Annotated in this window: 18 protein-coding genes and 1 pseudogene; 4 read left to right on the top strand and 15 right to left on the bottom strand. The window is 66.4% G+C overall.

Features of this window, described 5'->3' with window-relative positions; translation table 11 throughout:
- Positions 1 to 93: 93 nt before the first annotated feature.
- From A1D30_RS15895 to A1D30_RS15860, 8 genes are all read right to left on the bottom strand, one after another.
- Positions 94 to 1,773: a long-chain-fatty-acid--CoA ligase gene (locus A1D30_RS15895; protein ID WP_063461709.1), complete on the bottom strand. Its 1,680-nt coding sequence runs from the start codon at positions 1,771 to 1,773 to the stop codon at positions 94 to 96.
- Positions 1,774 to 1,869: 96 nt separating this feature from the next.
- Positions 1,870 to 3,282 (bottom strand): Re/Si-specific NAD(P)(+) transhydrogenase subunit beta, encoded by a 1,413-nt coding sequence (gene pntB / locus A1D30_RS15890; protein ID WP_063461708.1) that lies wholly within the window; start codon positions 3,280 to 3,282, stop codon positions 1,870 to 1,872.
- A 34-nt stretch (positions 3,283 to 3,316) separates the two neighbouring features.
- Positions 3,317 to 4,924, bottom strand: coding sequence for a Re/Si-specific NAD(P)(+) transhydrogenase subunit alpha (locus tag A1D30_RS15885; RefSeq protein ID WP_063461707.1), 1,608 nt, complete (start codon positions 4,922 to 4,924; stop codon positions 3,317 to 3,319).
- Between the two features lie 62 nt (positions 4,925 to 4,986).
- On the bottom strand, positions 4,987 to 5,526 hold the full coding sequence (locus A1D30_RS15880) for a hypothetical protein (protein WP_063461706.1): 540 nt from the start codon (positions 5,524 to 5,526) through the stop codon (positions 4,987 to 4,989).
- A gap of 62 nt (positions 5,527 to 5,588) precedes the next feature.
- Complete coding sequence (locus A1D30_RS15875; protein ID WP_063461705.1) at positions 5,589 to 6,293, bottom strand: hypothetical protein; 705 nt, start codon at positions 6,291 to 6,293, stop codon at positions 5,589 to 5,591.
- Between the two features lie 293 nt (positions 6,294 to 6,586).
- On the bottom strand, positions 6,587 to 7,651 hold the full coding sequence (gene fba, locus A1D30_RS15870; RefSeq protein ID WP_063461704.1) for a class II fructose-bisphosphate aldolase: 1,065 nt from the start codon (positions 7,649 to 7,651) through the stop codon (positions 6,587 to 6,589).
- Positions 7,652 to 7,730: 79 nt separating this feature from the next.
- On the bottom strand, positions 7,731 to 9,119 hold the full coding sequence (locus A1D30_RS15865; RefSeq protein WP_063461703.1) for a histidine kinase dimerization/phospho-acceptor domain-containing protein: 1,389 nt from the start codon (positions 9,117 to 9,119) through the stop codon (positions 7,731 to 7,733).
- On the bottom strand, positions 9,116 to 9,820 hold the full coding sequence (locus A1D30_RS15860; protein WP_063461702.1) for a response regulator transcription factor: 705 nt from the start codon (positions 9,818 to 9,820) through the stop codon (positions 9,116 to 9,118). The genes A1D30_RS15865 and A1D30_RS15860 overlap by 4 nt, the downstream gene beginning before the upstream one ends.
- Before the next feature lie 79 nt (positions 9,821 to 9,899).
- Between A1D30_RS15860 and A1D30_RS15855 the strand changes: the two genes are divergently transcribed.
- Positions 9,900 to 10,637, top strand: a complete 738-nt coding sequence (locus A1D30_RS15855) for a phosphatase PAP2 family protein (RefSeq protein ID WP_242421919.1) — start codon at positions 9,900 to 9,902, stop codon at positions 10,635 to 10,637.
- Between the two features lie 19 nt (positions 10,638 to 10,656).
- Here the strand turns inward: A1D30_RS15855 and pyk are convergent, their stop codons facing one another.
- The 5 genes from pyk to A1D30_RS15830 form a co-directional block, all read right to left on the bottom strand.
- Entirely contained in the window at positions 10,657 to 12,093 is a 1,437-nt protein-coding gene (gene pyk / locus A1D30_RS15850) for a pyruvate kinase (RefSeq protein ID WP_063461751.1), read from the bottom strand.
- 90 nt (positions 12,094 to 12,183) lie between these two features.
- Positions 12,184 to 12,948, bottom strand: a complete 765-nt coding sequence (locus tag A1D30_RS15845) for a CPBP family intramembrane glutamic endopeptidase (protein ID WP_063461700.1) — start codon at positions 12,946 to 12,948, stop codon at positions 12,184 to 12,186.
- The gene (locus tag A1D30_RS15840) at positions 12,945 to 14,339 is read right to left on the bottom strand and encodes an aminopeptidase P N-terminal domain-containing protein (protein ID WP_063461699.1); all 1,395 of its coding nucleotides are present in this window, start codon (positions 14,337 to 14,339) and stop codon (positions 12,945 to 12,947) included. Before A1D30_RS15840 ends, A1D30_RS15845 begins: the two co-directional genes overlap by 4 nt.
- Positions 14,336 to 15,115, bottom strand: a complete 780-nt coding sequence (locus A1D30_RS15835; RefSeq protein ID WP_063461698.1) for a nucleotidyltransferase family protein — start codon at positions 15,113 to 15,115, stop codon at positions 14,336 to 14,338. Before A1D30_RS15835 ends, A1D30_RS15840 begins: the two co-directional genes overlap by 4 nt.
- On the bottom strand, positions 15,112 to 15,501 hold the full coding sequence (locus A1D30_RS15830; RefSeq protein WP_063461697.1) for an S-adenosylmethionine decarboxylase: 390 nt from the start codon (positions 15,499 to 15,501) through the stop codon (positions 15,112 to 15,114). Before A1D30_RS15830 ends, A1D30_RS15835 begins: the two co-directional genes overlap by 4 nt.
- Positions 15,502 to 15,625: 124 nt before the next feature.
- On the opposite strand from A1D30_RS15830, the gene tkt reads away from it, so the two are divergent.
- Together tkt and gap are read left to right on the top strand one after the other, a co-directional pair.
- Positions 15,626 to 17,719, top strand: a complete 2,094-nt coding sequence (gene tkt / locus A1D30_RS15825) for a transketolase (protein WP_063461696.1) — start codon at positions 15,626 to 15,628, stop codon at positions 17,717 to 17,719.
- Positions 17,720 to 17,807: 88 nt separating this feature from the next.
- The gene (gene gap, locus A1D30_RS15820) at positions 17,808 to 18,806 is read left to right on the top strand and encodes a type I glyceraldehyde-3-phosphate dehydrogenase (RefSeq protein WP_063461695.1); all 999 of its coding nucleotides are present in this window, start codon (positions 17,808 to 17,810) and stop codon (positions 18,804 to 18,806) included.
- A gap of 167 nt (positions 18,807 to 18,973) precedes the next feature.
- Here gap and A1D30_RS15815 read toward each other — a convergent pair whose 3' ends face one another.
- Positions 18,974 to 19,984, bottom strand: a complete 1,011-nt coding sequence (locus A1D30_RS15815; RefSeq protein ID WP_063461694.1) for an aldo/keto reductase — start codon at positions 19,982 to 19,984, stop codon at positions 18,974 to 18,976.
- A gap of 184 nt (positions 19,985 to 20,168) precedes the next feature.
- Between A1D30_RS15815 and A1D30_RS26660 the strand changes: the two are divergent.
- A pseudogene (locus A1D30_RS26660) lies at positions 20,169 to 20,567 on the top strand (ATP-binding protein); the annotation flags it as partial.
- A gap of 649 nt (positions 20,568 to 21,216) precedes the next feature.
- Here A1D30_RS26660 and A1D30_RS26060 read toward each other — a convergent pair.
- Positions 21,217 to 21,335: transposase (locus A1D30_RS26060; protein ID WP_199865999.1), on the bottom strand; the 119-nt coding region annotated here is incomplete at its 5' end.

Genomic DNA, 21,335 nt, shown 5'->3' with positions numbered 1-21,335 from the left:
GCGCCGCCCCTTGCGGTGCGGCCATGAAAAAAGGCGGCCGAAGCCGCCTGTGGATTGTGGCGCGCAAAAGCCCGCGCGCCGCCACGCCCGGGGTTACTTCTTGTCGCGCAGCTCGCGGCGCAGGATCTTGCCCACGGGGGTCTTGGGCAGCTCGGTGCGGAACTCGATCACCTTGGGCTGCTTGTAGCCCGTGAGTTCGCGGCGGCAGAACTCCTTGACCTGGGCTTCGGTGAGCGCCGGGTCCTTCTTCACGATGACGAGCTTCACGGCCTCGCCGGTCTTTTCGTCGGGCACGCCCACCACGGCGCATTCGAGCACGCCGGGGCAGCTGGCGACGACTTCCTCGACCTCGTTCGGGTACACGTTGAAGCCGCTGACCAGCACCATGTCCTTCTTGCGGTCCACGATCTTGAAGAAGCCGCGCGCATCCATGATGCCGATGTCGCCGGACTTGAAGTAGCCGTCGTCGGTCATGACCTTGGCGGTTTCGTCGGGGCGCTGCCAGTAGCCCGCCATCACCTGCGGGCCCTTGATGGCGATCTCGCCCGGCTCGCCCAGCGTGGTGATCTCGCGGCCCTCATCGTCGATGAGCTTCATGTAGGTGCCCGGGATCGGCACACCGATGGTGCCGGTGTACTCGGTGGCCGTCACGGGGTTGCAGCTGGTCGAGGGGCTGGTTTCCGACAGGCCGTAGCCTTCGCAGATGGGGCAGCCGGTCTTCTCCAGCCAGAGCTTGGCCACGGCGCCCTGCACGGCCATGCCACCGCCCACCGAAACCTTGAGGTTCTTCCAGTTGACGGTGTTGAAGTCGGGGTGGTTGGCCAGGCCGTTGAACAGCGTGTTCACGGCCGGGAAGCTGTGGAAGGTGTGCTTGGACAGTTCCTTGAGCACCGCAGGCAGGTCGCGCGGGTTGGGGATCAGGATGGTCTTGCCGCCTGTGCGCATGCTCAGCATCATGTTCACGGTGAACGCGAAGATGTGGTACAGCGGCAGCGCGCACACGGCCGTGGGCTGCTCGCCTGCGGGCACCTTGCTCATCACGGGCGAATTCCAGGCCTCGGACTGCAGCACGTTGGCGAGGATGTTGCGGTGCAGCAGCACCGCACCCTTGCTCACGCCCGTGGTGCCGCCGGTGTACTGCAGCAGCGCGATGTCGTCGGGCTTGATGTCGGGCTTCTTGAGCGTGCTGCGCGTGCCCTGGGCCACGGCCTGGTTGAAGCGCACGGCCCCCGGCAGGTTGTAGGCGGGCACCATCTTCTTGACGTTGCGCACCACGTAGTTGACCAGCGCGCCCTTGAGCAGGCCCAGCTGGTCGCCCATGGCGCACAGCACCACATGCTTGACGGGCGTGTGCGCAATGCACTGCTCCAGCGTAGCGGCGAAGTTCTCGATGATGACGATCGCCTTGGCGCCCGAGTCCTTGAGCTGGTGCTCCAGCTCGCGCGGGGTGTACAGCGGGTTCACGTTGACCACCACAAACCCTGCGCGCAGCACGGCGGCCACGGCAACGGGGTACTGCGGCACGTTGGGCATCATGATGGCCACGCGGTCGCCCTTGACCAGGCCCAGGCTCTGCAGGTAGGCCGCAAACGCGCTGGAGAGCGAGTCGGTCTGGCCGTAGGTGACCTCCTTGCCCATGAAGCTGTAGGCCACACGGTCGGCGTACTTCTTGAACGCCTCGTCCATGAGGGCGACAAGGGAGGTGTACTGCGAGGTGTCGATGTCGGCGGGAACCCCTTGCGGATAGGCGGCCAGCCATGGGCGGTCGGTCATGTGTTTTGTCTCCTGGTAAGTTTTTAGTGGCGGTGATTGGACCGTGCCGCCATTTTCAGCACGGTCGTGCTTTTTTCCACTGGTGAATTATGCCCGTCAGCCCTTGAGCGCGGCGAGCACTTCGTCGAGCATTTTCTTGGCATCGCCGAAGAGCATGCGGTTGTTGTCCTTGTAGAACAGAGGGTTGTCCACCCCCGCATACCCCGAGGCCATGGAGCGCTTCATCACGATCGAGGTCTTGGCCTTCCACACTTCGAGCACCGGCATGCCGGCAATCGGGCTGGTGGGGTCGTCCTGCGCGGCGGGGTTCACGATGTCGTTGGCGCCGATGACCATGGCCACGTCGGCTTCGGGGAAGTCTTCGTTGATCTCGTCCATCTCCATCACGATGTCGTAGGGCACCTTGGCCTCGGCCAGCAGCACGTTCATGTGGCCGGGCATGCGACCTGCCACCGGGTGGATCGCAAACCGCACGTTCGTGCCCTTCTCGCGCAGGGTCTTCACGATCTCGTTGACCGTGTGCTGCGCCTGGGCCACGGCCATGCCGTAGCCGGGGACGATGATCACGCTCTTGGCATCGCGCAGCAGCTCGGCCGTTTCCGTGGCCGCCACCGGCACCACCTCGCCCTGCGGCTCGGCAGCATCGCCCTTCTTGGCGGGGGCGCCACCGCCGGAGCCAAACCCTCCGGCAATCACGCTGATGAAGTTGCGGTTCATCGCGTTGCACATGATGTAGGACAGGATGGCGCCCGAAGAGCCCACCAGCGCACCGGTCACGATAAGCAGGTCGTTGCTGAGCATGAAGCCCGTGGCCGCCGCCGCCCAGCCCGAATAGCTGTTGAGCATGGACACCACCACCGGCATGTCGGCGCCGCCGATGGCCATCACCATGTGGATGCCGAACAGCAGCGCAATCACCGTCATCACCGTGAGCGGCAGCATTCCCTGCTCCACCGTTTCGGCGCGCAAAAACTCACGGCCGAACCAGATCACGATCAGCAGCGCGGCCAGATTCATCCAGTGGCGGCCGGGCAGCAGCAGCGGCTTGCCGCCGATCTTGCCGTTGAGCTTGCCAAAGGCGATCAGCGAGCCGCTGAACGTGACCGCGCCGATCAGGATGCCGACGTAGATCTCCACCTCGTGGATGATCTTTTCGGCCCCTTGCAGCTGGATCGAGGTATCGACGTAACTCGCAAACCCCACCAGGCAGGCGGCCAGGCCCACCAGGCTGTGCATGAGTGCGACCAGCTCGGGCATCTGGGTCATCTTGACGACCTTGGCCGCATACAGGCCAATGCCGCCGCCAATCACCAGCGCGCCCACGATCCAGGCCATGCCGGAGGCGCTGACACGCGGGCCAAACACGGTGGCCAGCACGGCCAGCGCCATGCCGACCATGCCGAACAGGTTGCCCCGGCGCGAGGTTTCGGGGTTGGAAAGCCCGCCCAGGCTCAGGATGAACAAAATGGCCGCGCCCAGGTAGGCAACGGTGGCGAGACTTTGGGACATGTTCTGTGCTCCTTGTGTTCTTGTTGTGGTGGAGTTATTTGCGGAACATGGCCAGCATGCGGCGCGTGACCGCAAAGCCGCCGAACATGTTGATGGCCGTGAGCACGGTGCCTGCAAAGGCCAGCCAGAGGATGAGCCCGTCAGGCCGCCCATTCACACCCGCTTCGGGCGGTGCGATCTGCACCAGCGCACCGATGGCGATGATGCTGGAGATGGCGTTGGTCACACTCATCAGCGGCGTGTGCAGCGCAGGCGTCACGTTCCACACCACCATGTAGCCGATGAAGCAAGCCAGCACGAACACCGTGAAGTGGCCGAGGAACGCGGCAGGCGCATAAGCGCCGATGAACCAGAAAGCCACGGCGGCTACGGCAAAAAGGATCGCCAATGTCTTGGCGGGCAGCGGCGCGCTGCTGCCATGGCCATGCCCCCCCTTCTTCTGCTCCACAGGCGCCGCAGCAGCCTTGGGCGCAGGGGCGGGTGCCTGCTTGAGCGGTGGGGCGGGCCAGGTGATGGCGCCGTCCTTGACCACGGTGAGGCCACGGATCGCATCGTCCTCCATGTTGACCACGGCCACGCCGTCCTTGGCCTTGCACAGCTCCTCCGTCAGGCGCAGCAGGTTGGTGGCATACAGCGTGGACGACTGCTTGGCCAGGCGCGAAGCCAGGTCGGTGTAGCCCACAATGGTCACGCCGTGGCGCACCACGGCCTCGCCGGGCACGGTCAGTTCGCAGTTGCCGCCCTGCTCGGCGGCCATGTCCACGATCACGCTGCCGGGCTTCATGCTCTGCACCATTTCAGCGGTGATGAGCTTGGGGGCGGGTTTGCCGGGGATCAGTGCGGTGGTGATGATGATGTCCGCGTCCTTGGCCTGCTCCGCATACATCTTGCGCTGCGCAGCCTGGAAGCCTTCGCTCATGACCTTGGCATAGCCGCCGCCGCCCGAGCCTTCCTCTTCGTAGTCCACCTTGACGAACTCGCCACCCAGCGACTTGACCTGGTCGGCCACCTCAGCGCGCGTGTCGTTGGCCCGCACGATGGCGCCCAGGTTGGCTGCGGTACCGATGGCCGCCAGGCCCGCCACGCCAGCGCCTGCGATGAACACCTTGGCCGGGGGCACCTTGCCTGCGGCCGTGATCTGGCCGTTGAAGAACCGGCCAAAGGCGTTGGCCGCCTCGATGACGGCGCGGTAACCGCTGACGCCTGCGGTGGAAGTGAGCGCGTCCATCTTCTGGGCGCGCGAGAGCGTGCGCGGCAGGCAGTCGATGGCCAGCACCGTGGCCTTGCGGGCCGCGAGCTGCTGCATCAGTTCGGGGTTCTGCGCGGGCCAGATGAAGTCGATGAGGGTGGAGCCCTCGCGCATCAGCGCCACTTCGTCGCTGCTGGGTGGGCGCACCTTGAAGACGATGTCCGACCCGGCCCACAGTGCGGCAGCACCGTCCACCACCTCAGCTCCCGCAGCGCGGTAGGCGTCATCGCTGAAGTTGGCGGCCTCCCCGGCCCCTGACTCCACGGCCACCGTGAAGCCCAGCTTGACCAGCTTTTCGACCACATCGGGCACGGTGGCCACACGCTTTTCGCCAGGGAAGGTTTCCCTGGGGATGCCTATGCGCTGCGGCTGCGGGACGGGGCTGGTCTGCATGGGAGGTCTCCTCGAAGTTATGAAATCGTTGTGTGCCAGAGGCCGGTGCGCCTGCCGCAGCGTCAGCCCGCCCAGGGGCGCGCAGCGGCCTGCTTCTTGGCAAAGCAGGCGTCCACGGCCTCCAGGAGCTGCTGCTGCGCAGCGCTGGCCGGGGGCACGATCTGCGCCGCACCCTGCATCACGGAGCGCAGGGTCTGCACGTGGTAATCGGTGAACTTTTCGATGCTGCGCTCCAGTACAGCAGGCACCTCAGTGGGCGCCAGCGCGCGGTTGCGCAGCATGTGGGAGCTGGCCACCCAGAGGTTGTTCGCATCGGCGTCCCCCAGGCCCAGGTGCTGGCGCAGCAGGGCCAGCACGCCTTCTTTCTGTTCCACGGTCACGGCGCCGGTCGCCTGCACCATGGCCAACGCCATCACCGCCACCACGTCCACCGGGTGCTCCAGCGCGTACAAGGGCGGCGTTTCAACTTTCTTGGCCCAGGCGCGGCGGCGGAAAAAGGCCAGCGGGTTCAGCCAGCCCACATCAATGCCAAAACGGCGCAGGGCCTCCATCGCCATCGTGAAGGTGATGATGAGCCCCAGGATTTGCAGGATCACGCCCATGGTGAATCTCCCTCTCTTGTGTTGTCTTGTTGTCTTATTTTTCGGCTGTCTGTTTGCGCCGCTTATTTTTTGGATGCGGCTTCGGCAAACGGGAACGGCGGCACGGCCAGGTAGCCGTCCATCATGCTGACGCTCAGGCGTGCGGCCTGGGCCAGGTCCTGGCCCCACTGCAGGGCGGGCCGCCCCGCCACCAGGAACTCTTCGTTGTTGCGGGGCCGGGTGCTCAGCAGCCGCTGGTCCACCAGCGCATCCACCACCACCCAGGCACCGGTGGGGGTGGCGTAGCGGTAGCTCAGGTACGCATACGGCTGCTTCAGCACAATCTGGCGGCCGCCCAGCCATTGGGCCAGGTCGGGGCGGTTCTTCTCCAGCCACTGGGCGCTGCTGCCCCAGTTCTTGAGGCGCAGGCAGTCTGCACGCACTGGGCTGCCAGCCGCAGCATCCACCACCGTCACATTCTGCTGGAGCGGGCAGTCACCGGGCCCGATCGGAAACCCGGCCAGATCGCCGGTGCGGTTGGTCTGCACACGCAGCACAGCGAGCCATTCCCCCTGCGCGCCGCTCAGGCCCACGGCCCGGGTTTGCAGCGTGGCACGGGCTTCGTCGGTAGAGCCCAGGTCTTGCCAGGCCCCCGGCGGCAGCACAAGGCGCGCACGGCCCACGGGGTATTCCGCCTTGGGCGGAACAGTCAACGGCGCACATCCAGCCACCAGGACAGCCAGGGCACAGGGCAACAGATACCGGAACTTCGAAATCATCAGAGTCATAGAAAAAGGTTCATGCGGATTCGCCTTCCATCATCCCATCCAATGCCACCCCATTCCGTTCGGGTAGAGCAAGACCGGTGGGGTATTTGCGGTGCACGCCTTGGTATCAGACACCGCACACCGCCCCGGCCGGAAAAGCTGACCGCGAGCTTACATGAAGAAATTCTTATCGCTGTCGCCTTTGTCTGATGTAGAGGGAACTCTCCAGCCACGTCCCGTTCAGGCAAAAAAAAGCCTGGCAGCAAAACGCAGCCAGGCTGTGCAGGGCCCCGCGAGGGCCTGTGCCAGGGGAATCAGTTCACCACTTGGGCCAGCGCCCCCGAGGCGTACTGGGCGGCCACCACCTGCAGGCTGTGGCCCTTGATCTTGGCGCCCTGGCCTTCGCAGCCGAACTCCAGGTAGCGGGCCTTGCAGACCTGTTTAGCGGCTTCGCGCGCGGGCTTGAGCCACTCGCGCGCGTCGAACTTGTCGGGGTTCTCGGCCAGGAACTTGCGCACCGCACCGGTCATGGCCAGGCGGATGTCGGTGTCGATGTTGATCTTGCGCACGCCGTGCTTGATGGCTTCCTGGATCTCTTCGACGGGCACGCCGTAGGTTTCCTTCATCTTGCCGCCGTACTGGTTGATGATGGCCAGCAGCTCGGCAGGCACCGACGAAGAGCCGTGCATCACCAGATGGGTGTTGGGAATGCGCTTGTGGATTTCCTTCACGCGGCTGATGGCCAGGATGTCGCCCGTGGGCTTGCGGCTGAACTTGTAGGCGCCGTGGCTGGTGCCGATGGCGATCGCCAGCGCGTCAAGCTGGGTAGCCTTGACGAACACGGCCGCTTCTTCGGGGTCGGTCAGCATCTGGCTGTGGTCGAGCTTTACGTCGGCGCCGATGCCGTCTTCCTCGCCGGCTTCGCCGGTTTCCAGGTTGCCCAGGCAGCCCAGTTCACCTTCCACCGTCACGCCCACCTTGTGGGCCATGTCCACGACCTTGCGGGTCACTTCCACGTTGTATTCGAAGGAAGAGGGCGTCTTGCCGTCTTCCATCAGCGAACCGTCCATCATCACCGAGCCAAAGCCCAGGTCAATGGCTCCGGCACACACCTTGGGCGAGGTGCCGTGGTCCTGGTGCATGACCAGCGGGATGTGGGGGAAGGCCTCGACCGCTGCCTGGATCAGGTGCTTGATGAAGGGCTCCCCCGCGTACTTGCGGGCACCAGCGCTGGCCTGCAGGATGACCGGAGCACCCACTTCGTCAGCGGCGGCCATCACGGCCTGGACCTGCTCCAGGTTGTTGACGTTGAAGGCAGGGATGCCATAGCTGTTGGCTGCGGCATGGTCGAGCAGTTCGCGCATCGAAACGAGAGGCATGGTCGTGGGGTCCGTTGAGGGTTGGGGAAGGCGCTGTGAGCCGGGCTGGGCGGTGGTAACCGCTTGGTAACCCGTGATTTTAACCGGGGGGCGTGACCACCGAAGGGGGCAAATCCAACCGGAAACAGGTGGTAAAGGGCGAAGGGGCGGATGCCGGACCGAATGCTCCGCCGTGGATGTCGGCCACCCGCCGCAGGATTTCGTGTCCCAGGTGCAGGCTATCCACCGGCACCGCCGCCGTGCGGTCAGCCGCACTTCCCGCTCGCTGGCGTGCCCCGTCGTCACACACCTGCAGCCAAGCGCCGCCAGTATCGGGGGCGCCCAACTGGACCGCAATCTGCGTGCCCTCGGGCGTGTGCTTGAGCGCGTTTTCCACCAAGTTGCGCACCGCAATGTCCAGCAGCACCGCATGGCCGGGCACGGTGAGCACGGGCGGGGCGGACAAGGCCAGGTCGTTGCCCCGCTTCCACGCCGCCTGGGCATAGTCGGCGCACACCGACCGCGCCAGAGCGCTCAGATCCACGGGCGCCTTGGCTTCATGCAGCTCCGCCCGGCTCGCACGGGCCAGGGCCAGCAACTGATTGAGCACATGGCCTGCGCGCAGGGCGTCCTGGCCGATGCGCGCCAACGCCTGGGCCCTGGCTTCTTCCGTCAACTCCCCCGCCAGGGCACAGGCCTGCAGGGCGATGGAGGACAGCGGCGTGCGCAGCTCGTGGGCCACCTCATTGGCCAGGCGGCGCTCGCGGACCATGGCGACTTGCTGGCGGTCCAACAACGTGTTGATCGACGCTACCACCGACTCGAACTCGCTCCAGGCATGGCGCGAGGCCAGCCGCTGGGCGCTGGCGGGGTCCAGCGCCGCCACGTCGGCCGACAGCGCATACAGCGGCCGCAAGCCGCGCCACAGTGCCAGCCCCAGGGCCAGGGACACCACGGGCAGCAGCCACAGGCCGGGCTCGATCATCTGCTCGGCAATGTCCTGGGCCAGCTCGTCCCGCTCGCGCAGCTCCAGCAGCACCATGACCTTGCGCTCGCGCGCCGCATCCCATTGCGAAAAACTGCGCCACACCACCCCTTCCGCCCCCAGCGCCATGTTGGCAAACCCCTCGGCAGCGCTGAAGGCGGGCATGGGGGCCGAGCCGCTGTGGTGCAACAGCCGCCCCTGTGCATCCCACTGCACCACGCTGAGCGATTGCTGGTAGTCGTGCGACTTGAGCCAGGGCGTGGCCACACGCGGTGTGACCTGCGGCGCCTCGCCCACCTCGTGGGCGCGCAGGTTCAGCAGCAGGGCAGACACGCTGGCCAGGTGGCCGTCGGTCAGCTCGTCCGCCTCGTGCACGCCCGTCTGGTAGCCCATGAACACAAAGCTGCCCCACACCAGCACCAGTGCACCCAGCGACCACAGCAGCAGCTGGCGGGTCAGCGACGGCCTGCGCACACCGGCGCTGGGCGGTGCGGCAGCGCTCATGCGGCCGCCTCCTGGGGCATGAAATAGCCCACGCCGCGCATGGTCTGGATGCTGGCGCTGCCCAGCTTGCGCCGCAGGTGGTGGATATGGACCTCCACCGCATTGCTCTCGATGGCCGCATCCCAGCTGTACAGGCGCTCCTCGATCTGCTGGCGCGACAGCACCCGCCCCCGCGCCTCGAGCAGTACCAGCAGCACCGAAAACTCCCGGGGTGACATCTCCACCAACCTGCCGCCCTGGTGCACGGTGCGCGCCGCAGGATCCATCTCGATGTCGCCATGGCGGATGGTGGGCGACGCACGGCCAGCAGCCCGGCGCAGCAGGGCGCGCAAGCGCGCATCCAGCTCGTCCATGTCAAAAGGTTTGGCCAGGTAATCGTCGGCGCCCCCGTCCAGCCCGGCAATGCGCTGGTGCACCTGGTCGCGGGCCGTGACGATGAGCACCGGGGTGGAGGGATCGGGCAGGACCGCTGCAGCCGACGCGCCCGCAGCCGGGCTCAGGCGCAGCCGCCGCAGCAGCTCCGCTCCGTCCCCATCGGGCAGCCCCAGGTCCAGCAGCACGGCATCAAAACGCTCTGCGCGCAATGCCCCCCAGGCGCTGGCCACGCCATCGCACACATCCACCGCATAGCCACGCTGCTGGAGGTTGGTGCGCAGGCCCGTGGCAATGCCCGCATCGTCTTCGACAACGAGTATTCGCATGGCGCCATTGTCACCGGGTGCAGCGCACCGGGGGCCATTAAGACGGTGTTAAGTGGCTGGCCCTATGGTCCCGGGGATGATGACCACGCAGCCCCCGTCCCACCGCTCTGCCCACCGCCACCGCACCCTGTTCCTGTGGACCCTCTGCCTCCTGGCCGCCGTGGTGGCCTGGGACCTGGGCGGGCAGGACATCCCGCTGGCCGGCCTGTTTGGCTCGGGCGCTGGCTTCCCCCTGCGGGACCACTGGTTCTTTGTGCAGGTGCTCCATGAAGGCGGGCGCCGCCTGGGGTGGCTGCTGGTGCTGCTGCTGGCGCTGGGGGTGTGGTGGCCCCAGGGCGTGCTGCGGCGGCTGGATGCAGGCGAGCGCCTGCAGATGGCCCTGAGCGCCCTGCTGGCGCTGGCGGCCGTGAGCGTGGGCAAGAACCTGAGCACCACCAGCTGCCCCTGGGACCTGGCGGAATTCGGCGGCGTGGCGCGCTATGCATCCCACTGGGCGCTGGGGGTGATCGACGGTGGCGGCGGGCGGTGTTTTCCGGCGGGCCACGCCTCGGCAGGGTTTGCCTTTGTCGGGGGCTACTTCGCGCTGCGCCACAAAGCCCCCATTGCCGCACGCTGGTGGCTGGCGGGGGCCGTGCTCGCGGGCTTGGCGCTGGGTGGTGCCCAGCAGGTGCGGGGCGCACATTTCATGAGCCACACGCTGTGGACCGGCTGGCTGTGCTGGACGGTGGGCTGGCTGTGCGACCTGGCCGCGTCGGCCCTGCGCCCACGCCTGGCGGCGTTGTCACTTGCCAACGACCCGCCGCACGCGGCCAGCTAACGACTCAGAACCTGGCCAGTCAGCTCGCCACGCAGATCTTCAGCATGTTGGTGCCGCCCGGCGCACCCATGGGTTCGCCGCAGGTGATCGCGTACACATCGCCCTTTTGCACGATGTTGCGGTTCTTGAGGTGGCGCTCTGCCTGCTCCAGTGCAGTGTCGCGGTCGGCGCTGGTGTCCATGAGCAGGGGGCGCACGTTGCGGTACATGGCCATCTTGCGCTGCGTCGCCACCTTGGGGGTGAGGGCATAGATGGGGATGCGGATGCTGTGGCGGCTCATCCACAGCGCCGTGGCGCCGCTGTCGGTCATGGCCACGATGGCCTTGGCGCCCAGGTGGTGGGCCGTGAACAGCGCGCCCATGGCGATGGACTGGTCGATGCGGCCAAAGGTCTGGCCGGTGAAATCGGCATCGAGCTGGTGGTCTTCGGCCGCCTCGGCGGCGGCGCAGATGGTGGCCATTTCCTCCACAGTTTCGAGCGGGTAGCGGCCGGCGGCCGTCTCGGCGCTCAGCATCACGGCGTCTGTGCCGTCTAGCACGGCGTTGGCCACGTCACTCACCTCGGCACGCGTGGGCACGGGGTTGGTGATCATGCTTTCCATCATCTGCGTGGCGGTGATGACCACCTTGTCCATGTCGCGCGCCATGCGGATCATCTTCTTTTGCAGCGCGGGCACGGCGGCGTTGCCCACCTCCACGGCCAGGTCGCCGCGCGCCACCATGATGCCGTCGCTCACGCGCAGGATGGCTTCGAGGTGCGGGATGGCTTCGGCGCGTTCGATCTTGGCGATCAGGCCGGGCTTGTGGCGGTACTCCGACGCGGCCACATTGCACAGCTGGCGCGCCATTTCCATGTCGGTCGCGTTCTTGGGAAAGCTCACCGCCACATAGTCGGCCTGGAAGCTCATGGCCGTGCGGATGTCTTCCATGTCCTTGGCCGTGAGGGCCGGTGCCGTGAGGCCGCCGCCCTTCTTGTTGATGCCCTTGTTGTTGGACAGCTCGCCACCCACCTTGACGGTGGTGTGCACGGCCTCGCCACGCACGGCATCCACCGTGAGCACGATCAGGCCATCATTGAGCAGCAGCACATCGCCCGCCTTCACGTCGCGTGGCAGCTCCTTGTAATCGAGGCCCACGCCTTCGATGTCGCCCAGCTCGGTGCGCGAGGCATCCAGCACAAATTGGGCGCCGGATTCGAGCATCACCTTGCCCTCGGCAAACTTGCCCACGCGAATCTTGGGGCCCTGCAAGTCGGCCATGATGGCCACCTCGCGGCCCGCGCGCTGGGCTGCGGCACGCACGGTGGCGGCGCGGTCGATGTGGTCCTGCGCCTTGCCGTGGCTGAAGTTCAGCCGCACCACGTTCACGCCCGCTCGGATCATGGCCTCCAGCAGCGCCGGGTCGCTCGATGCGGGGCCCAGGGTGGCAACAATCTTGGTGGCGCGGCGGGTAGGCATGGACATGTCTCTTTCTCTCGGTCGTTGGGGATGTAATCGAGTTTCAATTCTCACACGAAGCGGTTACATGCGGGTTACCCGCAGCACCCGTCACAGCAGGGGATGCGACAACAGGTGCGCCAGCACATGCGCGACGATGGCCGCCTCCAGCCCACGGCGGGCATACAGCGCACCGGCCAGCAGGCCAAACGCGGTGTTGCCAACCAGCACAAACAGAACCACCGGCGGCGTCAGCACCCCGGCCATGGCCTGGGCGGCTGGCAGGTGCCCCACCGCAAACAACAGGGCGCTGAGCACCACCGCCACCGCCACCAGGGCCTTGCCGGGCAGGCCCTGCCCACGCTGCACCACGCGCCAGCCCAGCCACAGCAGCAGGGTCATCACCCCCCAGCGCACCAGCAGTTCCTCGGTGATGCCACCATAGAGCAGCTTGACCACCAGTGGCACCGCGCTGGCAGGGTCGGACGGCTGCAGCGCCTGCGGCGCCACCTGGGCCAGCGCCCACAGCCACGCGGCGCCTGCCACGCCGCCGAGCACGCCGGGTGCCACCACCGCGCGCAGCGCAGGGCCCACCGGCCCGCCCCCCAGCCACGCGGACAGCACCGGCGCCTGCAGCCCCACGCGGGGCGCCAGCCACACGCCGATGGCCACGGCCAGCGCCAGCAGCACGGCCGTCTGCAGCCCGCTGAGCAGCAGCACCGCCCACAGGGGCAAGGGCAGCAGGGCCGCATTGGCCTGCAGGGGCGGCAGCAGCGTCCAGACCACGGCCACCACACCGGGCAGGCCCAGCAGCCACAGCAGCACGCCCAGGCGCCACCCAGGCGAGCGGACCAGCACCCCTTGCGCCCCGTTCATCGCATCAGGGCCTCGATCTCGTCGGCCTTGACTGGCACGCCGCGCGTGATCAGCTCGCACCCGGTGTCGGTCACGATGGCATCGTCCTCGATGCGGATGCCGATGTGGTGGAACTGCTCGGGCACACCCTCGGCAGGGCGCACGTAGATGCCGGGCTCGATGGTCAGCACCATGCCGGGCCGCAGGATGCGGCTGGGCCGGTTGGTGATGGTTTCGCCCGAAAGTGGGTCCTTGCGTTCGCTGGTCTGGCCCACCTCGCCGGGCTCCACGTAGCTGCCGCAGTCGTGCACATCCATGCCCAGCCAGTGGCCGGTGCGGTGCATGTAGAACTGGAAGTAGGCGCGCTGGTCGATCACGTCCTGCGCGGTGCCCACCTTGTTCTTGTCGAGCAGGCCCAGGTCCAGCATGCCCTGCGCCAGCACGGCCACGGTGGCGTCGTGCGGGTCGTTGAAGCGGGCACCGGCCTTGGTGGCCGCCACAGCCGCATCCTGGCTGGCCAGCACCAGGTCGTACAGCGCACGCTGCGGGCCGGTGAACTTGCCATTGGCCGGGAAGGTGCGCGTGATGTCGCTGGCGTAGCCATGCAGTTCGCAGCCTGCGTCGATCAGCACCAGCTCGCCGTCGCGCACCGGCGCGGCATCGGCGCGGTAGTGCAGCACGCAGGCGTTGGCCCCGGCGGCCACGATGGAGTTGTAGGCGGGGTACTGCGATCCGTGCTGGCGGAACTCGTGCAGCAGTTCGGCTTCGAGGTGGTACTCGCGCACATCCTCTCCGGCGCGCAGCATGCGGGCGGCGCGCTGCATGGCGCGGATGTGGGCCTGCGCGCTGATGGCGCTGGCGCGGCGCATGATGTCCTGCTCGTACGCGTCCTTGAACAGGCGCATCTCGTCGAGCAGCGTGCACAGGTCGTTCTGCTCGGCGGGGCAAACGGCGCCGTAGCGCACACGACCGCGCACCACGTTGAGCCAACCCTCCACGCGTGCGGCCAGGCCGCTGTGGGTCGCAAACGGGTACCAGACGCAGGCCGTGTTTTCGAGCAGGCGCGGCAGCTTGCTGTCCATCTCGGCCATCGAATGTGCGGCGTCCACGCCCAGGGCGGCAGGCGCGGCGGCGGGGCCCAGGCGGTAGCCATCCCAGATCTCGCGTTCCAGGTCCTTGGGCTGGCAGAACAGCGTGCTGCGGCCGCCTTCGGCCAGCACCAGGCAGGCGCCGGGCTCAGTGAATCCGGTCAGGTAATAGAAGTAGCTGTCGTGGCGGTACAGAAAATCCGTATCGCGGTTGCGCGGGCGCTCGGGCGCTGTGGGGATGATGGCGATGCCCCCTGGGCCCAGCTGGGCAGCCAGGTGCGCGCGGCGCTGGGCGTAGACGGAAGCAGGCACGGTGGTGGTCATGGGAGGGGGTCGCAAGCAAGGAAGTTGAGTTCGGCCAGCCGCTCGGGCGTGCCCACATCGGTCCAGCGGCCGGTGTAGAGCTGCGCGCTGACGCGGCCATTGTCCATCGCACGGCGCAGCAGCGGCGCGAGCGGGGCTTTGATGCCGCCGGGGTTGCCCGGCGGAATGTCGCACCAGGGCGCCGCAAACAGCTCGGCGCGCAACAGGGCGATGGTGCTGTAGGTGTAGCGTGGCGCGCGGTCATCGACGGGCAGGTTCAGCGCCAGCCCGTCTGCCGACAAGCCAAAGTCGCCACGCGGGTTGTGCGCCGGATTGGGCACCAGCCACAGGTGGGCCAGGTGGGGGCTGGCCTCGAAGGCCGCCACGGCGGCGCTGTCGAACACGAAGTCGGGGGCAAACACATCACCTGCCGCCAGCCAGAACACGGCCCCCAGTTGGGGCAGCGCACGTGCGATGCCGCCAGCGGTTTCCAGCGCACCACCAAAGTCCACCCCTTCGTGCGAGTATGAAATTGATAGCTGCTCAGACATACCAGTCGCGCGGTAACGGCCAAAAGCATCTGAAAAATACTCGCTGATCTGGTGGCCCAGCCAGGCGGTGTTGATCACCGCGCGCCGGACACCCGCATCCAGCAAAGCCTGCAGGTGCCACTGCAGCAGCGGCTGGCCCTGCACCTGCAGCAGGGGCTTGGGGGTGGTGTCGGTCAGGGGGCGCATGCGCTCGCCCCGGCCAGCGGCCAGCAGCAGGGCAGGAACCTGGTGGGGGGAGACACTCATGCGGCCACCTCGCTCACCACGCCCCGTTGCAGCGCGTGGCGATCTGCGGTGGTGGGCTGGAACAGGGCCAGCAGCGCGTCCATCAGCGCATGCGCCTTGGCCGAATGGTCGGCGCCAAAATTGCACACATACACATCCAGAGTGACGGCGCGCTGCTCGGGCCAGGTGTGCACACACAGGTGCGACTCTGCTAGCAAAACAGTAGCTGTCACCCCGCCAGGGCCGCGCGCAGTGGCCGGAAATTCATAAAACAACTGCCCCACGGCCTGCAGCCCGGCGGCACGCACGGCGTCTGTGCAGGCGCCCCCCAGGGCGGTGGCGTCCAGCAGCCAGGCACTGGCACAGCGGCAGCCCTGGAGATCGGCGGTGAGGTGCAGTCCTTGCATGGCCCGCACTGTAGTGCATTGCCGCTGTGCCCCGGGGCGTTGCCATGCCAATTCAGGCGGGCGAAAGCGGCCCCGGTAAAATGCCGGGTTTCCCCCGACTCACCCACCCTGAACCCTCCCCCCCATGGCCAACACCCAGCAATCCCAACAGATGGCAAATGCAATCCGCGCATTGGCCATGGACGCCGTTCAACAAGCCAATTCGGGCCACCCCGGCGCCCCCATGGGCATGGCCGACATGGCCGTGGCGCTGTGGAGCCGCCACCTCAAGCACAACCCCACCAACCCCCAGTGGTTTGACCGCGACCGTTTCGTGCTGTCCAACGGCCACGGCTCCATGCTGCTGTACGCGCTGCTGCACCTCACGGGCTACGACCTGCCCATCGGCGAGCTGAAGAACTTCCGCCAGCTGCACAGCAAGACGCCCGGCCACCCCGAAGTGGGCTACACCGCTGGCGTCGAGACGACCACCGGCCCGCTGGGCCAGGGCATCACCAACGCCGTGGGCTTTGCGCTGGCCGAGAAGCTGCTGGCCGCCGAGTTCAACCGCAAGGTTGGCGATGTTGACCACGCCGTGGTGGACCACCACACCTACGCCTTCCTGGGCGATGGCTGCCTGATGGAAGGCATCAGCCACGAAGCCGTGTCCCTGGCCGGCGCCTGGAAGCTCAACAAGCTGATCGCCCTGTACGACGACAACGGCATCAGCATCGACGGCCAGGTCGCTCCCTGGTTTGCCGACAACACCCCCCTGCGTTTTGTCGCCAGCGGCTGGAACGTGATCGGCCCCATCGACGGCCATGACGCCGACAAGGTGGCCGCCGCCATCGCCGAAGCCAAGAAGCAGACCGAGCGCCCCACCCTCATCGTGTGCAAGACGCACATCGGCAAGGGCAGCCCCAACCGCGCCAACACCGCCAAGGCCCACGGCGAACCCCTGGGCGCCGAAGAAATCGCGCTGACCCGCGAAGCCCTGGGCTGGGCCAGCGAGCCCTTCGTGATCCCCGAAGACGTGTACGCCAGCTGGGACGGCAAGGCCAACGGCCAAAGCGCCGAAGCCGCCTGGAACGACCGCTTTGCCGCCTACAGCAAGGCATTCCCCGAGCTGGCCGCCGAACTCACCCGCCGCATGAACGGCGACCTGCCCGCCAACTTTGCCCAGGTGGCCGTGGACACCGTGGTGGCCGCCCATACCAAGGGCGAAACCGTGGCCAGCCGCAAGGCCAGCCAGCTGGCGCTGGAAGCCTTCACCGCCGCGCTGCCCGAACTGCTGGGCGGCAGCGCCGACCTGACCGGCTCCAACCTCACCAACACCAAGAGCACGCCCAACCTGCGCTTTGACATGCAGGGCAACGTGGTCAAGACCGAAGCCGCGAATGGCGACAAGGTCGGTGGCCGCCACATCAACTACGGTGTGCGCGAATTCGGCATGGCCGCCATCATGAACGGCGTGGCGTTGCACGGTGGCTTCATCCCCTACGGCGGCACCTTCCTCACGTTCAGCGACTACAGCCGCAACGCCATCCGCATGGCCGCGCTGATGAAGCAGCGCGTGATCCACGTGTTCACGCACGACTCCATCGGCCTGGGCGAAGACGGCCCCACGCACCAGTCCATCGAGCATGTGGCCAGCCTGCGCCTGATCCCCAACCTCGATGTCTGGCGCCCCGCCGACACGGCCGAAACCGCCGTGGCCTGGAGCGTGGCCCTGAGCAACCGCACCAAGCCCACCGTGCTGGCCCTGTCGCGCCAGAACCTCCCTTACGCGCCCAAGCGCGACCTGGGCGAGATCTCGCGCGGCGCCTATGTGCTGAGCGAGCCTGCGGACGTGGGCATCAAGAAGAAGCCCGTGGCCGTGATCATCGCCACCGGCTCTGAAGTGCAGCTGGCCCTGAAGGCCCAGCGCCTGCTGGCCGACAAGAAGATTGGCGTGCGTGTGGTTTCCATGCCCAGCACCACCACCTTCGACCGCGAAGACGCCAAGTACAAGAGCAGCGTGCTGCCCGCCGGCGTGCCGCGCGTGGCGGTGGAAATGGGCGTGACCGACGGCTGGTGGAAGTACGGCTGCGCTGCCGTGGTGGGCATCGACACCTACGGTGAATCGGCCCCTGCGCCCGTGCTGTTCAAACACTTCGGCTTCACCGAAGAGAACGTGGCAGACGCAGTGCTGGTCACCATCGGCGCTGCACGCCTGAAGCCCGCCAAGAAGGCCCGCTAAAACTTCTCCTGCCCGCTGTGCCCCGCCGCCAGCGGGCGCGCAGCGGCAGATTCCCGATTTCGACTTTGCAACTTTGAAGAGGCTCCCTATGACGATCAAGATTGGTATCAACGGCTTCGGCCGCATCGGCCGCAACGTGCTGCGCTCGGCCATCCAGAACTTCAGCGACATCGAAGTCGTGGGCATCAACGACCTGCTGGAGCCCGACTACCTGGCCTACATGCTGCAGTACGACTCGGTGCATGGCCGCTTCGACGGCACCGTGGCCGTGGAAGGCAACACCTTGATCGTCAACGGCAAGAAGATCCGCCTGACGCAAGAGCGCGACCCTGCCAACCTGAAGTGGAACGAAGTCGGCGCCGACATCGTGATCGAATCCACCGGCCTGTTCCTGGACAAGGTCACGGCACAGAAGCACATCGACGCAGGCGCCAAGAAGGTCGTGCTGTCGGCCCCCTCCAAGGACGACACCCCCATGTTCGTGTTCGGCGTGAACCACGACACCTACGCGGGCCAGGCCATCATCTCCAACGCATCGTGCACCACCAACTGCCTGGCCCCCGTGGCCAAGGTGCTGAACGACAAGTGGGGCATCAAGCGCGGCCTGATGACCACGGTGCACGCAGCGACTGCCACGCAGAAGACCGTGGACGGCCCGAGCAACAAGGACTGGCGCGGCGGCCGTGGCATTCTGGAAAACATCATTCCTTCGAGCACTGGCGCTGCCAAGGCCGTGGGCGTGGTGATTCCTGCGCTGAACAAGAAGCTGACCGGCATGTCCTTCCGCGTGCCCACCTCCGACGTGTCGGTGGTGGACCTGACGGTGGAGCTGGACAAGGCCGCCACGTACGATGAAATCAAGGCCGAAATGAAGGCCCAATCCGAAGGCGCCCTGAAGGGCGTGCTGGGCTACACCGAGGACAAGGTGGTGGCCACCGACTTCCGTGGCGACACCCGCACCTCGATCTTTGACGCCGACGCTGGCATCGCGCTGGACGGCACCTTCGTCAAGATCGTGAGCTGGTACGACAACGAATGGGGCTACTCGAACAAGTGCCTGGAAATGGTGCGCGTGGTTGCCAAGTAACCACGCCACGAACCGCTGCGCGGGGCTGCCCCTGCGCAATGGACAGCTCTCAAGATGATGATGACGAAGCGCTAGAAGCAACTACCCTGTTCAAGCCGGTCGCCTGCAAAGGCCACCGGCTTTTTTTTGTGCGTGTCGTTCTGAGCTAGCCTCGGGCACGTTGGCACTCAGCCCGCAAAAGCCTCGGTGTCCACCTCGCTCGCGCTCTGTGCGTTGTAGCGTGCGCCCACCACCGTGTGCTGGTTGATGAGCCCGTCCAGGCGCTGCATCGTCGCGGCGTCCAGCGTCACATCCACAGCGCCCAGGTCATCGTGCAGGTGATCCGCGCTCGTCGTGCCCGGGATGGGGATGATGTGTTCGCCCCGGTGCAGCAGCCAGGCCAGCGCCAGCTGCGCAGGCGTGCAGCCCACATCGCGCGCTACCTGCAAATAGCCGTCCAGCAGCTGCAGGTTGGCGGCATAGGCCTCGGGTGCAAAACGCGGCATGGCGCGGCGGATGTCCTTGGCGTCCAGGGTGCTCACATCGCGCAAGTCCCCGCACAAAAATCCGCGCGCCACGGGGCTGAAGGCCACAAAGGCCGCGCCCAGCGCGCGGCAGGCGTCCAGCACCGCAATCTCGGGGTTGCGCGTCCACAGCGAATACTCAGTCTGCACCGCCGCGATGGGGTGCACGGCGTGTGCGCGCCGCAGCGTGGCGGCCGACACCTCCGACAGGCCCAGGCTGCGGATCTTGCCCGCACGCACCAGGTCGGCCAGCGCGCCCACGCTGTCTTCAATGGGCACGTTCTTGTCCCAGCGGTGCAGGTAATACAGGTCGATCACATCGGTCTGCAGGCGGCGCAGGCTGTCTTCGCAGGTCTGTCGCAGCGTGGCGGGGCGGCCATCGATCACGCGCACCAGCTTGCCATCGCCGTTCACGTCCACCCCCTGCATGCCACATTTGCTGGCCAGGGTGAAGCGGCTGCGGTGGTGCTTCATCACGCGCCCCACCAGCGTTTCGTTGGCGCCAAAGCCGTACAGCGTGGCGGTGTCGAACAGCGTCACACCCGCGTCGAGTGCGGCCAGCAGCACACGCTCGCCCTGCTCGGCAGACACCGGCGCGCCGTAGGCATGCGAGAGATTCATGCAGCCCAGGCCGATGGCCGAGACGGAGAAAGGTCCAAGGGTTCTTTGTTGCATGCCGCGAGCTTACGGCAAGCGCGGCAACCCACCGGGTGGCTCGGGCTTGGGCTTTTGGGGCGGGTTTGACGACGACTGCGGCAGGAATGCAGAAAGTCCCGGCAGACCATAGCTATTTCCGTCCGCTTGCATCCGGTGAAAATGAAGGTCGTTTTACCAACGAAGCCGCCTTCGACTCCTCACCATGAACTCTGCTCGCGACAGCGCCCTCATCGACCAATTACGTGCCGAATCGGCCGAGACGCCATGGCTGGAGTTCAAGAGCAACAACACCGACCCTGAGATGATCGGCAAACGCTGCTCGGCCCTTGCCAATTCGGCGCGCATCGAAGGACGAGACTTGGCTTACATGGTGTGGGGTGTGGATGACGAGAGCCACGCCATCATCGGCACCGACTTCAACCCCGACGCCAAGAAGGTGGGCAACCAAGCTCTATCTTTGTGGCTAGCCAACAGTTTGCAACCCAGCATTGCCTTCAACTTTCGGACTGTCGCGCATCCGCAAGGCCGCGTCGTGCTACTGGAAATTCCGGCAGCTACAGGCGCACCGGTAGCATTCAACGCCGTGCCTTACATTCGCATCAGCAGTGCAACGCCTCGGCTTACAGACTACCCCGAACGCTACCAACAACTGATTGAGCGGCTGCGACCCTATCGATGGGAGCAGGGCATTGCCCGTCAGTACGCCAGCGGCGACGAGGTGCTGAGCCTGCTCGACTACAGCCAGTATTTCCGCCTGACGGGGCAGCCGTTACCTGACAACCGGGCAGGCATCTTCGACAAGTTGGAGGCAGACCGCCTGATCGTCCGCGACGTGGGCGAGCGCTGGAACATTACCCATCTTGGCGCCATCCTGTTCGCAGTGCGTTTGAACGACTTCGAGGCCAGCTTGGCACGCAAAGCTGTGCGCTTTGTGGCGTACAGCGGCAAGAATCGAGCGAGCCCCGTGACCCACCGGCTTGACGGGCAGCGGGGCTATGCAGTGGGGTTCGAGGGGTTGATCGACTACGTGAACAACCTGCTCCCCAAAAACGAGCACATTGGTGCAGCCCTGCGGGAAGACCGCCCCTTGTTTCCCGGCATCGCGGTACGGGAATTGGTGGCCAACGCGCTGATCCATCAGGACATGACCATTACCGGCGCTGGCCCGCAGATCGAGCTGTTCGAAGATCGATTGGAAATTAGGGCGTGTCATCATTCGGAGCCAGACAAAGCTCTGGGGTTACAGCCTCTCACGCCAGCCACACCATGGAGGCAGCCAAGTGAATCGCCCCCAGGAAGTTGCAGGCGGTCTTGTCGTAACGCGTGGCAATGCCCCGGTATTGCTTCAGATGCCCCGGTATTGCTTCAG

Origin of the sequence: Acidovorax sp. GW101-3H11, from assembly GCF_001633105.1 — a bacterium.
In the GTDB taxonomy this organism is placed as follows: domain Bacteria; phylum Pseudomonadota; class Gammaproteobacteria; order Burkholderiales; family Burkholderiaceae_C; genus Acidovorax.
Note: the sequence above shows the minus strand (reverse complement) of the source record. Positions and strands in the feature narration are given on the sequence as shown.

Bases quoted from the DNA above. Each gene is read 5' to 3' on its own strand.
- pntB (WP_063461708.1), bottom strand. From the start codon at position 3,282: ATGTCCCAAAGTCTCGCCACCGTTGCCTACCTGGGCGCGGCCATTTTG.
- A1D30_RS15845 (WP_063461700.1), bottom strand. From the start codon at position 12,948: ATGAACGGGGCGCAAGGGGTGCTGGTCCGCTCGCCTGGGTGGCGCCTG.
- tkt (WP_063461696.1), top strand. From the start codon at position 15,626: ATGGCCAACACCCAGCAATCCCAACAGATGGCAAATGCAATCCGCGCA.
- A1D30_RS15885 (WP_063461707.1), bottom strand. From the start codon at position 4,924: ATGCAGACCAGCCCCGTCCCGCAGCCGCAGCGCATAGGCATCCCCAGG.
- A1D30_RS15835 (WP_063461698.1), bottom strand. From the start codon at position 15,115: ATGAGTGTCTCCCCCCACCAGGTTCCTGCCCTGCTGCTGGCCGCTGGC.
- A1D30_RS15875 (WP_063461705.1), bottom strand. From the start codon at position 6,293: ATGACTCTGATGATTTCGAAGTTCCGGTATCTGTTGCCCTGTGCCCTG.
- A1D30_RS15895 (WP_063461709.1), bottom strand. From the start codon at position 1,773: ATGACCGACCGCCCATGGCTGGCCGCCTATCCGCAAGGGGTTCCCGCC.
- A1D30_RS15815 (WP_063461694.1), bottom strand. From the start codon at position 19,984: ATGCAACAAAGAACCCTTGGACCTTTCTCCGTCTCGGCCATCGGCCTG.
- A1D30_RS15840 (WP_063461699.1), bottom strand. From the start codon at position 14,339: ATGACCACCACCGTGCCTGCTTCCGTCTACGCCCAGCGCCGCGCGCAC.
- gap (WP_063461695.1), top strand. From the start codon at position 17,808: ATGACGATCAAGATTGGTATCAACGGCTTCGGCCGCATCGGCCGCAAC.
- A1D30_RS15855 (WP_242421919.1), top strand. From the start codon at position 9,900: ATGACCACGCAGCCCCCGTCCCACCGCTCTGCCCACCGCCACCGCACC.
- pyk (WP_063461751.1), bottom strand. From the start codon at position 12,093: ATGCCTACCCGCCGCGCCACCAAGATTGTTGCCACCCTGGGCCCCGCA.
- A1D30_RS15830 (WP_063461697.1), bottom strand. From the start codon at position 15,501: ATGCAAGGACTGCACCTCACCGCCGATCTCCAGGGCTGCCGCTGTGCC.
- A1D30_RS15860 (WP_063461702.1), bottom strand. From the start codon at position 9,820: ATGCGAATACTCGTTGTCGAAGACGATGCGGGCATTGCCACGGGCCTG.
- fba (WP_063461704.1), bottom strand. From the start codon at position 7,651: ATGCCTCTCGTTTCGATGCGCGAACTGCTCGACCATGCCGCAGCCAAC.
- A1D30_RS15865 (WP_063461703.1), bottom strand. From the start codon at position 9,119: ATGAGCGCTGCCGCACCGCCCAGCGCCGGTGTGCGCAGGCCGTCGCTG.
- A1D30_RS15880 (WP_063461706.1), bottom strand. From the start codon at position 5,526: ATGGGCGTGATCCTGCAAATCCTGGGGCTCATCATCACCTTCACGATG.